The sequence below is a fragment of the Sodalis sp. RH21 genome, from assembly GCF_047324175.1.
Classification (GTDB): domain Bacteria; phylum Pseudomonadota; class Gammaproteobacteria; order Enterobacterales; family Enterobacteriaceae; genus Acerihabitans.
The window spans coordinates 3,709,181-3,722,080 of record NZ_CP178732.1 but is presented as its reverse complement, the minus strand read 5'-3'; the positions used below and the strand labels follow the sequence as shown (position 1 = coordinate 3,722,080).

At 61.6% G+C, this 12,900-nt stretch carries 12 protein-coding genes; 4 read left to right on the top strand and 8 right to left on the bottom strand.

Features of this window, described 5'->3' with window-relative positions:
* Nucleotides 1-2: 2 nt before the first annotated feature.
* From ACL2XP_RS17055 to ACL2XP_RS17040, 4 genes are all read left to right on the top strand, one after another.
* Nucleotides 3-662 carry an amino acid ABC transporter permease gene (locus ACL2XP_RS17055; RefSeq protein WP_413734087.1) on the top strand — a complete coding sequence of 220 codons (660 nt, stop codon included), beginning with the start codon at nt 3-5 and terminating at the stop codon, nt 660-662.
* 5 nt (nt 663-667) lie between these two features.
* A complete protein-coding gene (locus ACL2XP_RS17050) occupies nt 668-1,303 on the top strand; it encodes an amino acid ABC transporter permease (RefSeq protein WP_413739200.1) in 636 nt (211 codons plus the stop codon).
* A 1-nt stretch (nt 1,304) separates the two neighbouring features.
* Nucleotides 1,305-2,180: an amino acid ABC transporter ATP-binding protein gene (locus ACL2XP_RS17045; protein WP_413734085.1), complete on the top strand. Its 876-nt coding sequence runs from the start codon at nt 1,305-1,307 to the stop codon at nt 2,178-2,180.
* A gap of 68 nt (nt 2,181-2,248) precedes the next feature.
* Entirely contained in the window at nt 2,249-2,842 is a 594-nt protein-coding gene (locus ACL2XP_RS17040) for a YceI family protein (RefSeq protein ID WP_413734083.1), read from the top strand.
* A gap of 3 nt (nt 2,843-2,845) precedes the next feature.
* Here ACL2XP_RS17040 and ACL2XP_RS17035 read toward each other — a convergent pair whose 3' ends face one another.
* The 8 genes from ACL2XP_RS17035 to ACL2XP_RS17000 form a co-directional block, all read right to left on the bottom strand.
* A complete protein-coding gene (locus ACL2XP_RS17035) occupies nt 2,846-3,685 on the bottom strand; it encodes a glycosyltransferase family 8 protein (RefSeq protein ID WP_413734081.1) in 840 nt (279 codons plus the stop codon).
* 50 nt (nt 3,686-3,735) lie between these two features.
* Nucleotides 3,736-5,115 carry a D-arabinono-1,4-lactone oxidase gene (locus tag ACL2XP_RS17030; protein WP_413734079.1) on the bottom strand — a complete coding sequence of 460 codons (1,380 nt, stop codon included), beginning with the start codon at nt 5,113-5,115 and terminating at the stop codon, nt 3,736-3,738.
* Between the two features lie 112 nt (nt 5,116-5,227).
* Complete coding sequence (locus ACL2XP_RS17025) at nt 5,228-7,351, bottom strand: ATP-dependent helicase (RefSeq protein WP_413734078.1); 2,124 nt, start codon at nt 7,349-7,351, stop codon at nt 5,228-5,230.
* 77 nt (nt 7,352-7,428) lie between these two features.
* Nucleotides 7,429-8,706 (bottom strand): citrate synthase, encoded by a 1,278-nt coding sequence (locus ACL2XP_RS17020; protein ID WP_413734077.1) that lies wholly within the window; start codon nt 8,704-8,706, stop codon nt 7,429-7,431.
* A gap of 111 nt (nt 8,707-8,817) precedes the next feature.
* Nucleotides 8,818-9,732 carry a metallophosphoesterase gene (locus ACL2XP_RS17015; RefSeq protein WP_413734076.1) on the bottom strand — a complete coding sequence of 305 codons (915 nt, stop codon included), beginning with the start codon at nt 9,730-9,732 and terminating at the stop codon, nt 8,818-8,820.
* A gap of 20 nt (nt 9,733-9,752) precedes the next feature.
* Complete coding sequence (locus tag ACL2XP_RS17010; RefSeq protein WP_413734075.1) at nt 9,753-10,598, bottom strand: carbohydrate ABC transporter permease; 846 nt, start codon at nt 10,596-10,598, stop codon at nt 9,753-9,755.
* Entirely contained in the window at nt 10,595-11,530 is a 936-nt protein-coding gene (locus ACL2XP_RS17005; RefSeq protein ID WP_413734074.1) for a carbohydrate ABC transporter permease, read from the bottom strand. The genes ACL2XP_RS17010 and ACL2XP_RS17005 overlap by 4 nt, the downstream gene beginning before the upstream one ends.
* A 10-nt stretch (nt 11,531-11,540) precedes the next feature.
* Nucleotides 11,541-12,830 (bottom strand): ABC transporter substrate-binding protein, encoded by a 1,290-nt coding sequence (locus ACL2XP_RS17000; protein ID WP_413734073.1) that lies wholly within the window; start codon nt 12,828-12,830, stop codon nt 11,541-11,543.
* Between the last annotated feature and the right edge of the window lie 70 nt (nt 12,831-12,900).

Genomic DNA, 12,900 nt, shown 5'->3' with positions numbered 1-12,900 from the left:
CGATGCGCGATTTTATCCCGCTGCCGATCTCCTGGCTTCCCATGCTGGCCTACGGGGCCATGACCACCGCCGCCCTGTGCGCGGCGGCCATCGCCGCCGGTTTTGGGGTCGGGGTGGCCGTTTACCGGTTGCAGGCGAGCCGCTGGCCGCCCTGCCGCCGGGCCGCGGGGGCCTATATCAGCCTGTTCCGCGGTACCCCGGTGCTGGCCCAGGTACTGCTGTGCTTCTATGCGCCCGGTGAATTAGGGCTGGACCTCAACGGCCATATCGCCGCCGCGCTGGCGCTGACCCTCAATACCGCCGCCTACCAGGCGCAAATCCTGCGCAGCGGTTTCATGGCGATCCCCCCAGGTCAAATGGAGGCCGCCGTCGTCAGCGGTATCAGCCCGCGCCGCATGCTCTGGCATATCCAGATTCCGCAGGTGCTCAGGCTGGTCCTGCCGTCGCTGGTCAGCGAGCTGATCGACGTGGTCAAGGCCTCGGCGGTGGTATCGGTGATCGCCATCACCGATGTAATGCGGGTAGGCCAGCAAATGGCCGCCGCCACCTGCCGCCCGCTGGCGGCGTATGGCGCCACCGCCCTGGCCTATCTGGCGTTGACCAGCCTGTTGTCCCTGCTGGGGCGTTATATTGAACGGCGCTGGCGCCAGGACGCATCGTGAACGATATGGCGCTGTATCTGCCCGATTTTGCCCGCGCCATGGGCGTCACGCTCGGTATCAGCCTGTGCGCGGCAGGGGCCGGCGCGCTCGCGGGGTTTGTTCTGCAGGCCGTATGCGGCCGCAACCGGCTGCTGCGCCGATCCTGGCGGTGTTATGTGTGGGCGATTCGCGGCACCCCTTTTCTGGCGCAGCTGGCGGTGATTTATTTCGGCCTGCCCGCGCTGGGGGTGATGCTCGGCGCGGTGCAGGCCGCCATCTTGTCCCTGGCGCTCTACAGCGCCGCCTATTTCGGCGAAATATTCCGCGCCGCCTGGCACAGCATCGGCCGCGGGCAGCTGGAGGCCGCCCTGGTCCACGCCATCCCGCCCTGGCAAAGCTTCTGGTTTATCCAAACCCCGCAGGCATTGCGTTTCAGCCTGCCGCTGCTGGGCAACCAGATTATCGCGACCATCAAAGAGAGCGCCGCGGCGTGCGTGATCACCGTCCCCGAACTGACCATGACCGCCGGGCAAATCGTCGCCGACACCTATAGCTATATCGTGCCCTATGGCCTGCTCATCCTGGGCTACTGGCTGTTGGCGCAGGGGGTCAGCCTGTGCATCGGCTGGATCGGCCGCCGTTCCCTCCGGGGAGGAGAGTAATATGACCGGGCAACCCATTATCGAGTTGCGCGGGGTCGGCAAGTCGTTTGGCGGCCAGCGCGTGCTGAACCGCCTGGATCTGGCGGTGCGCGTCGGCGAGAGGGTTACCCTGATCGGCCCGTCGGGGTCGGGCAAAACCACCGTCCTGCGCTGCATGACTTTCCTTGATGCCTACGACGAAGGGGAGGTGCTGATTAAAGGGCGGCTGCTGGGCTACCGCGGCCAGGGCCGGCAGCCGCGGGACCGGGATCGCGCCGCGCATATCGCCGAGGTGCGCCGCCCCCTGGCCATGGTGTTCCAGCAGTTCAACCTCTGGCCGCATCTATCGGTGCTGGAAAATGTCGCCGCGCCGCTGATCCTGGGGAAACGGCTGCCCCGTCACGAGGCCAGGCGCCGCGCCGCCGCCGCCCTGGCGCAGGTGGGCATGGCGGACCGGGCCGCCGCCTGGCCCAGCCGGCTGTCCGGCGGCCAGCAGCAACGGGTGGCCATTGCGCGCGCCCTGGCGCTGGAACCGGAACTTTTGCTGCTTGACGAACCCACCTCCGCCCTGGACCCCGAGCGGGTGGAAGAGGTGCTGGACGTGATTAACGCGCTGGCCCGGCAGGGAATGACCATGGTGATGGCGACCCATGAAATGTGCTTTGCCGCCGCCATTTCCACCCGGGTGATTTTTATGGCCGGGGGATCGATTGTGGAAAGCGGGGCGCCGGAGAGCCTGTTTCGCCGGCCGGCGAGCGGCCGGCTGAAAACTTTTTTGGCGCCGTGGTTCAAGCGGCCGCTGCAAGATGATGAGCCCGCGGCGCGGGGAAACGACCGCGCCGCGGGCGAATCACCGGCCGGAGGCGCCATGGAACAAACGGAGGGCGGCGTCGAATAAAACAGCGCGGTCGAATAAAAAAGCCGGTTGAAACGTTATCTCCATAAGCCACCTCACGGGAGATAACCATGCAACGCGCCAGAGCCTTTATCATGGCCATTATATTGTCCGGCGCCTTCGGCGGGCCAAGCGCATTCGCCCAGGCACGGCATTACGCCATCGACCCCGCCGCCGCCAGCGTCAACCTGTCGTGGCGGATGCTGGGCATATCCACGTCCCAGGCCGGTTTTTCCCAGGTGTCCGGCGATATCCAGCTTGACGAGCAAAATGCCTTGCACGACCGGATCGTGGTGAATATCCCGGTCAGCAGCCTGGAGGCGGACAATCCGCTGCTGACCACGATGCTTAAAAGCGCCGGCTTTTTTAACCAGCCGGTCTATCCCCGGGTGACCTTTACCAGCAGTCGGGTGGTGCCCGCCGGCGGAGGGAATTACCGGGTGTTCGGCAGCCTGCAAATCAGGGATGTCGTCCGTCCGGTGATCCTGCTGGCCACGCTCAAGCCGCAGGCCTCTCCCGGACCGGCGTCGGGCCGCGTGGCGTTCAGCGCGGTGACCGCCATCTACCGCTCGGCGTTTGGCATGACCAAGCTGCTCGGCGCCGCGGCCGATAAAATCGATATTACCATTGCCATCAACGCCGCCAGCCGGGAAGCGGCCGGCTGACCCTCAGGCCAGCGTGCCGGCGGTATCCCACCAGCGTTTGACCAGCCCGAAATAGGGGTCTTGGCGGTTTTCCGGCCGGGCCGGGTCGTATTGCCACGGCTTGGTCAGGATAAAATGAATATTTTTAACCTGGTCGGGACGCCAAATATTGCGGTGATGCACCGACAGGGTTTTGAGCCCATTGTATTGATAAGAGAGCGGCTGCCAGCGTCCCTGGAAATAGCGGTTCAGCAGGTCCTGTTCGGGGAACGGGAACGCGGCGAGGTCGGTAATCGCCGCCAGGCCGCCGGCCAGTTCGGCGAACAGGTCTCCGTCAGGTGTCAGCACAATGGTGCCGGAATTGAAATAGGGCACAAAACCGTCCGGCAGGTCGGGGGCATCGCCGCCGGCGCCGTAGGTGTAATAACAGTTGCCGGGCACCCAGTCTTGCGGATAAGTATCGATATGGTTGGGGTTGCAGCGGCAGGCATGGCAGGCGGCGATCCGATCCGGCGCCAGCGGCAGATCAAATAGTTCATCCATGTTTTTCACGATCAGCATATCGGCGTCCAGCAATACCAGCCGTGAAAATTCCGTCAGGCTCCAGGCGCACAGTTTGGTCCATACCTCGGCGAAACGGGCGTAGGCATAATTTTCCGTCACTCCGGGCGCGGGCCGCAGCGGCGCGACGGTACGCACCAGGCATCCCTCGGCGGCCAGGGCCGCGCGCGTTTGGGCATCGATATCGTCGGTGACCATCACCACCAGCGGGTAACGGCTCTGCACTTCCCGCAGCGATTGATGCAGCGTCCTGACCCCGAGCAGATAGGCCGGTTGGGTTAATAAGGTGATCCAGGCTTGCATGGGGTATCTCCTGTGTCGGCGCCGCTTCAGCGAGCGTATCAGCGAAGGTCTCAGCCAAATAGCGCCGTGGTGAACGCGTTGGCGAATTTGCCGGCGGGGTCCAGGGCCGCGCGCGCATCCCCGAAGGCTTGCCACTGCGGATAGATGTCGCGCCAGTGATAGAGGTCGGGGTTAAAATATTTCCCCCAGTGCGGCCGTCCCCCTTCACTGGCCAGCATGGCCTCCACATCGGCGAGGAACCGCACGCCCTCCGGAGAGAGCGTGCCGTCCGCGCCGTAATAGACCACAAAACCGAAAAAGCAGGTGGCTTCGCCGTACGCCGGGCTGAGCCAGGCGGACGAAGGGCCGGTGCAGCGCAGAATAATGGGGTAATGCATATGCGGATGGGTAGCGGCATACCAGGTTTTTATCTTGCGGATCATCTCGCCGGCGCGCCGCAGGGGAATGCCGATTTCGATATTGATTTGCGGCGTGGCGATACCCCGGCAAAACAGCTGGTAGATATCCCCGGTCACGTCGGAGAAATCTTTAAAGCGCTCGACGGTTTTAAACGGTTTGTCCCCCTTGGCGCTGCGGATATCGTTTTGCATATGCACCAGGGTGCGATCCACCGTGGCATTCATCGACTTATCGCCGGCGGACTGCGACAGGGGTTGCCGGTTATTCAAGCGGTATCGCTCGGCTTCGGCGGGCGTGGCCTCCCCCGCGCACCAGACGTGGACCTGGTGCTCTTCCGGAAACCACCAGGCCTTGCTGAAGGGGAAATTTTCGTTCCAGTCATACAGGGACGACTCAAGATCCGTATCCTTGACGGCGCTTTTAACGCAGGTAAAAATGCGCGCGGGCAGGGTTCTCAGCGTCACTTCGGTTAAGATCCCCAGCGTGCCCAGGGCCAGCTGGATGGCGCCGAACCAGGGATGATGGCGATCGAACTCCGCCGTACTGCCGTCGGCCAGGATCATGCGGATCAGCACCGCTTCGTCGGCGATGGAACTTTGCCCCAACCCCTGGCCGTGGGTACCGGTGGCCATGGCGCCCGCCAGGGTTTGCAGCGCGATGACGCCGGGCGAGGCGGGCAACATGCGTCCCATTTCCGTCAGGGTCTGGTAGACCTGCTGGAGCGGGGTGCCGGCGGCGAAGGTCACGGTGTCGGCGGTGGAGGTTATCACGCCGCTCAGGGCGCCGACGTCCAGCAGGAGTTCATCGGGGCCGTCGGTGCGCATCAGCTCGCCCGGCGAAAGCCGGCTGCCCATCATCGTGATTTTACCGGGATGCCCGGCCACCAGCGCCTGCAGCTGTGCCCGCTCCGCGGGCCTGCGCACCTGCCGCCGCGCGCCGAGGGTGGCATTTTGCGCCCAGTTCCAGACCCGTTCGTCGTCCGCCACCGGTTGAATATGGCGTTGTGGAAACATATCAGCACATTTTTCCAACAAAAATCTCCTTCCTTAAAGAGGGTTCCAGGGCTAATTCAAGGCTAACAAGATAGCCTAGACCATTTGCCCGCCGCGGGACGCGGCCGGCGCGGCAATAACCTGCTGCGCGTTATTCCATGGCGCTCAGGGGCGCGCTGAACTGCATATTGCGTTCGGTGGGCAGCCCGTCGAATTTCACCGCATACGCGCTTTCATGCCCATGCACCGCCTGGATAGTGCCGCTGCCAAAAACCGGGTGGCTCACGCGATCCCCGGGCTGAAACCGTGATTCAATGTCGGTAAAGGCCGCATCGCGGTCCGCGGCCGCCCGCCTGGCGCCCATGATCATCTCATCGGGCAGCGGCGTCTCGAACGCGATATGGTCGCTGCCCGCATCGAAAATAAAGCGCGACGGATATTTCACCAGCCCGTCGTTGGCCACGCCCTCGGAATCGCTGAGATACAGCCCGTCCATGGCGCGCGTCATCGCCACGTAGGCCAGGCGGCGTTCTTCTTCCATCTCTTCGGCGGAGCCGATTTTGCGGCTGGGAAATACCCCTTCGTTCATCCCGCAGATAAACACATACGGAAACTCCATGCCTTTGGCGCCGTGGATGGTCAATAGTTTAACCGCCGCGGCGGGTTCGTCATGGTCCAAACGGGTGAAAAGGGCGATCCTGGCGAGAAAATCCTCCAGGGTGGCGTCCCCATCATCGTCCTCGTTTTGTACCGTGCGTTTAAGTTCCGCCACGTTATCCAGGCGCTCCTGGTCGCCCTGCAGGCGCAAAAAGGCTTCGTAACCGCTTAAATCCAGCAGGCTCTGCATGGCGTTGCCCAGGGTCATGCCGGCGCGCTGCCCGCGCACATATTCTATGGCGTCCACGTAACGCCTGACCTGGGTGCCTTTGAGCAGATCGGAGTCCAGGTTTTCCTTCAGCGCCTGGTACAACGGGAGATTGCGCTGCCCGGCATAAGCGCTCAGCGCATCCAGGCGTTTTTTGCCGAATTTGCGCGCCGGCACGTTAACGGTGCGCAAAAACGCCACGTCGTCGCCGGCGGTCACCATGCGCAAATAGCAGATAACATCCTTGATCTCCCGGCGGCCGTAAAATTCGATGCCGCTGAAGATTTTATAGGGCACGCCGCGTTCGATAAACCGCTCTTCCAGCGCGCGGGTCAGGTAATGCGCGCGGTAAATCACGGCGATACGATCCGCCGGCACGCCGCTTTCACGCAGGCGGCCAATCTGGTCGACAATCCAGTCCGCTTCCAGCTTATCGTTTTTGGCATGGAAATAGCGCGGTTTCCCGCCGGGCGGTTTCACCGCCTGGAGGGTTTTGGGAAACCGTACCTCGTTTTTTTCTATCAGGCAATTGGATGCGATCAGGATTTCCGGGGTGGAACGGTAGTTGGTGGTCAACGCGATGGTCTTGGCGGCGGGGTAAACCCGATCGAAATCCAAAAACAGCCGCAGGTGGGACCCGCGCCAGGAATAGATGGTCTGATCGGGGTCGCCGACGATAAACAAATTGCCGTGTTTGCCCGACAGCAGGCGGGCCAGCTGATACTGCTTTTTGCTGACATCCTGGAATTCATCCACCATCACGTACTGCATGCGATCCTGCCATTTTTGCAGCACCGCGGGAAATTTGGTCAAAATCCAGGTGGCGAAATTGATCAGATCGTTGAAGTCGCAGCCAAAACATTTCTTCTGCTCGTAGATATAGCGCAGAAAGATTTCCTCGTCCCGGTCGCGGGCGGTGGCGAAGCGGGCTTTGAGCTGTTCGTTGTCGAGCTGGTAGATGTCGTCGATATAGGTGGCGGCGTGCAGCTTTTTGGCTTCGAGCACCTCGTCCAGGGTGCGTTTGATGGTGGTATCGCGCAGCGTCAGGCCCATATCGCCAAATATTTTCAACAGGATCTGTTTTAAATCCTCCATATCCAGAATGATAAAATTGCGCGGATAATGCAGCAGATGAATCTCTTCCTTGAGCAACTGCACGCAAAAGGCATGGAAAGTGCAAATCATGCCCAGATCCCGGTCCCCCAGCACGGCGCGTACGCGGCGCTTCATTTCATTGGCCGCCCGGTTGGTAAAGGTCACGCACATAATATTTCTGGGCGCGATGCCCAACTGTGAGACCAGATAGCAGTAGCGCAGCGTCAGCGTGCGGGTTTTTCCGGTGCCCGCGCCGGCGATGACGCGCAGCGGTCCCTCGGTGGTGGACACCGCCTGCCGCTGCTCGGTATTCATGATATCAGACAGATTGATGGTTCTCCGTAGCCGTCGATCGACCGGGGGCCGGCGCGCCCGGCGCTAAAGGTTCGGCGCTAAAGGTTCGAGGTGAAATCGCGCCGCGCCTTGCCGGTATAGACCTGGCGCGGGCGGCAAATCTTCAATTGCTGGGTGTGCATTTCGTTCCAATGGGCGATCCAGCCGATGGTGCGCCCGACGGCGGAGATGACCGTAAACATGGACGGCGGCAACCCCATGGCCTTGAGAATCAGCGCGGTGTAGAAATCCACGCTGGGGTAGAGCTTATTCTCCAGGAAATACGGGTCGGTCAGCGCGATATGCTCCAGCTCCAGGGCCACCTTCAGCAGGTTGTTTTCCATGCCCAGCTCGTTGAGCACCTCGTGGCAGGTCTTGCGCAGGATGGCCGCGCGCGGATCGACATGATGGTACACGGAATTGCCGAACCCCAGCAGGCGGAACGAGTCGTGGCGGTCCTTGACCCGGTTGACAAAGGCCGGGATGCGATCGACGGTGCTGATCTCTTCGAGCATCAGCATGCAGGCCTCGTTGGCCCCGCCGTGCTTCGGACCCCACATGGACGCCAGGCCGGCGGCGATGCAGGCGAACGGATTGGCGCCGGAGGACCCGGCGGTCCTGACCGTGGTGGTGGACGGGCATTGTCCGTGATCGGCATGCAAAATCAGGATGCGATTCATGGCGCGTTCCAGCACCGGGTTGACTTCGTATTTTTCCGCCGGGATCGCAAACAGCATATGCAGGAAATTACCGGCATAGGAGAGCGAATTGCGCGGATAGACCGACGGCTGCTCAATGGAGTATTTATAACACATGGCCGCCACGGTGGGCATTTTTGATAGCAGCCTGACCGCCGCCAGCTCCCGGTGCTCGGCGTTATCCACGTGCAGCGCATCGTGATAAAACGCCGCCAGGGCGCCCACCACCGCGCACATCAGCGCCATGGGATGGGAGTCGCGGCGAAATCCGCTGAGCATCCGGGTCATTTGCTGGTTAATCAGCGTGTGGCGGGTGATCGCATCGGTGAAACGGTCGTACTCTTCACGGGAGGGGGCGTCGCCGTGCAGCAGGATATAACAGACCTCGGGGAAGGAGCAGCGCTCCGCCAGTTGATCGACCGGAAAGCCGCGGTGCAGCAATACGCTGTTGCGCCCGTCAATATAGGTGATGGCGGATTCGCAGCTCGCGGTATTGGCGAATCCCGGATCAAAGGTATACAGCTCTTGCGCGGCGAACGGCCGGATATCCACGGCGGCGGGGCCTACCGTCGCCGGATGCAGATCCAGTTCCACGGCTTGGTGCTGGTCGAGCGTGAGCGTGGCTTTTTTTCCCGTCATGTCTTGTATTCTCCCGTGCGAATAATTGAATGTTTTAACATTACTCGTCTGGGGAGGGATAAACCAGAGGGAAAAATCAATCCAGAGCACGCTTTCGCCAACCCGCGCGGGTTATTTCAGCGCCAGGCTCTCCTGCGGCCCGAAACCGGTGAGGATAAGTTCGGCGCCGCTGAGTTCCGCCACCGCGAACGGTACCCCGTCGGCGCCGTCCACCATGCCTTTGAGCGTGATGAAATCGGTATGGTCGATGCGCTGGTAGCCTCCCCCGTGCTGATGGCCGCCAAAATACGCGCGCGCCCGATAGCGGCGCAGCAACTGCACCACCGGCTCATTATTCCACAGATTATGTTTGTTCCGCGGCGCCAGGGGATAATGCCCCAATACGATAATGATCTCCTGCCGGTCGGCGGCTCCTTGCAGCGCCTGCTCCAGCCAGCGCAGCTGCGCAGCGCCCAGCGCGCCGTTCCAGGGCTGCGCCTGGGGTTGGCCCGCGGCCAGCGTCTCGGCCAGCATACGCTGCGCCTGCTGGTATTCGTCGCCGTTGGCCGGGTTGCAGTACAAGCTGAGGTCGTTGCCGTCGATGGCGATAAAGCGATAGCCGGCCACGGCGAACTGGAAATAGTGTTTGGGCAGGCCCAGCGGGGGCCGCTGGGCGTAAAGATGGCGCGAGACAACATCCGCGTCATGATTGCCCATTACCGTCAGATGGGGATGCCGCAGTTGGCGATACAGCGGCAAAATGTCGGCGAAAGCCGACCAATCCCGGTCCACCAGATCCCCGAGCGTGACGACAAAATCCAGATCGCGCCGGTTAAGCTCGGCCACGGCGTCGGCGAGTTTGTCCAGGCTGCGGCGATAGTGGCGGTTATTGCGCGCATCGGGTTCGGCGTCGGCATATTGCGGATCGGCCAGCAGCCCGAAACGCACCCGCCGGGGCTGGTTGCCGCCGGCGATCGCCGGTACGCGGTAAAATTCGCTTACCTCGCCCAGCGCAAGCCGCTGCGCGGGCATCAGTGAGGGGATCATTAATCGGGCTCCGAATGGCGTTAACGAATGCCGGCGCGCATAAAGGATTGCACGAACCGGCGCTGGAAAAGCAGGAACAGGCCCAGCAAGGGCAGGGAGGTCATCAGGGTGGCGGCGCTGATCAATGCCCACTGCACGCCCTGTTCCGGCGCGGAAAACAGCTGCAACCCTACCGTCAGCGGACGAACCCGCACCGAATCGGTAATCACCAGCGGCCACAGGAAGTCGTTCCAGTGAAAGCTGATAGAGACCAGGGTAAAGGCAATATAAACCGGTTTCGCCAGCGGTATATAGATCCGCCACAGGATATAAGCGCGGCTGGCCCCCTCGATAATCGCCGCCTCTTCCAGCACGAGCGGGATGCTTTTAAAGGTCTGGCGCAGCAAGAAGATGGCAAAGGCTGACGCGAAATAGGGCAAAGCGATGCCCAGAAGCGTATCGCGCAGTCCCAGCGCCCCGATGGTCTGGTAATTATTCAGGATCAGGACGTCCGGGCTAATCATCAGTTGCAGCAGGATCAGCGAAAAAATCACTCCCGCCCCCTTCAGGCGAAAGCGCACCAGCGCATAGGCCGCCAGCGTCGCCAGGATCAACTGGCATACCACGATCATCAATACCAGGGCGATGGTATTGATAAAGTAGCGTCCGAAAGGCGCGGCCTGCCAGGCCTGGATAAAATTGCGGCCGGTCAGCGGCGAGAACAGGGTGAAACTGCCTTGCTCAGCGGCGGGGTGGACGGCGACCCATAGGGATACCAGGATCGGCAATACCCATACCAACGCCCCGGCCCAGGTCGCCAGGGTCCAGACCCAGCGGCCACGCCTGGCGGTACGCGTTACGGCGGTCAGATCCAGGGTAGGATTCATTGATAAAACGTCCGTTTGTCCAGCAGGGTGAATTTTATCAGCGCGATGGCCGCCAGGATCGCCAGCAACACCGACGTCATGGCGGCCGCATAATGCAGATCCCAATAGCTGAACGCCGTGCGGTAAATATAAAACAGCAATAAATGCGTGCTGTTGTCCGGGCCGCCGTTGGTCATGGTCACTACCTGATCGACGATGCGAAACGCGTTCATCGACGCATTGATTAAGATAAACAGCGTGGTGGGCATCAACAGCGGCCATTGAATCCGCCGGAAGAAGTAGCACCGCGATGCCCCTTCGATATCGGCGGCCTCCCCCAGGCGCGGGTCGATTTGTTGCAGCGCCGCCAAATAAAAAATCATAAAAAATCCCGCTTCGCGCCAGACCGATACCGCCATCAGACAATAAAGCGCGGTATCGGGGTTCCCCAGCCAATTGACCGCCGGCAGCGAAAACCAGGCGAGAAACTGATTAAGCAGGCCGATTTGCGGGCTATAGAAAAATAGCCATAAATTGGCGATGGCCACCATGGGCAGCAGCGAGGGAATAAAAAAAGCGGCGCGCGCCATGGCGCCGCCGCGCAGGCGGCGATTAACCGCCAGGGCCATCAGCAGGGCCAGGCCGACCGCCAGGGGGATGGTAACGGCCGCGTAGAGCAGGTTGTTGCGCAGGGCCAGCATAAAAGTGTCGTCATCAAGCAGCGCCCGGTAGTTATCCAGGCCGGCGAAAGGGTCCGGCGCGCCGTTGCGCCCGGCGCTGAATACGCTCTGCCACAGGGTCGCCACGGCCGGATAATGGGTAAACGCCAGCAAAAACGCCCCCGCCGGCAGCAGTAGCAGATAACCATAGAGCTGCCGGTTGATGCCGCCATTACGCCAGGCGCGCCGGGAAACGCGGCCGGCTACGCCGCCTGATATCGGCCAAAGTGCCATCGCCGTCCGCCTATTGGTAGCGTTTTAACAGACGATCGGCCTGCTGCTGGGCGGCAGCCAGGCCCTCTTGCGGGGTTTTACCCCCGGTTACCGCCGATTCCACCGCGCGGTTTAACAGATCCTGGATTTGCACGCTGTTGTACGTGGAGAGTTCGGGCTGGGAGTAGTCAAGCTGCTCGCGCGCCACCAGGGCCTGCGGCACTTTAACGGCATAGGCTTTCATTGCAGGAGTTTCCCAGGCGGCGGGGGAGGTGGCTACATAACCGGTGGCAATGCTCCATCTGGCGGCCTGTTCGGGCGCCGATACCCAGCGCATAAAGGTGATGGCCGCCTGCTGCTGTTCCGGCGTGGTATTTTTAAACAGATAGAGATTGCCGCCGCCGGTGGGGCTGCCGCGCTGGGTTTTTTCCGGCAGCATGGCGATGCCGAACGGGAATTTGGCATTGTCGCGTACCGTCGCCAGGTTGCCGGTGGTGGTCACCATCATGGCGGTCTTGCCGTCAATAAAATCCTGCGGCGTGGTGCCCCAGGCGATGGCGCCCTTGGGGGATACGGCATATTTTTGCGCCAGATCGGTCAACCAGGTCAGGGCTTCGACATTGGCGGGGGTATTAAAATTCACCGCGGTGCCCTGGCCATTATCCAGCCGGCTGCCGTTCGTGGCCGCGATGCCCTGGAAATTCCAGTAGCCATTGGGAGTGGAGGGGATTTCAATGCCCCATTGCTTCACCTCGCCGCCGCCGCGCACCACCAGTTTTTGGCCGAAATCCACCACTTGCTGCCAATTGGCCGGCGGGGTGTCCGCATCCAGGCCGGCGGCCTGGAAGGCCTGTTTATTCCAGTACAGCACCACGGTGGAACGCTGGAAGGGTATGCTCCAGATCTTATTGTCGATCTTGCGGATAAACGCCGGATAAAAACCGTTCAGCCAGGTTTTACCCGCCTCGTCGTTCACCAGGTCGCTTACCGGCATAATCGCGCCGGCATCGATCAGGGAGTAAACTTCGATATCGCCAATCACCGCGATCTGCGGCGCGTTGCCGCCGCGAAAAGCGGTCAGGGCCTTGGTCACCGTCGTGGCGTAGTCGCCGGTATAGACGGGCTGGATGCTGATATCGGGATATACTTTCTCAAAATCGCCCACCAATTCCTCGACGGTATGGCTCACTTTTCCCCCGACGGCGATGGGGTAGTACATTTGCAGCCGCACGGGATCATTGGCCAGGGCCTGCGTGGACAGGATCGCCAGCACCACGGCCGCGGCGGTGAGCCGCCGGGACAAACGGATAACGAGAGCCATGTTTTTTCCTTTGACATCAGAGGTAATGGAAAGGGTAAACGCGCCATGCCGGGCGGCGGCGCAGTCGCGC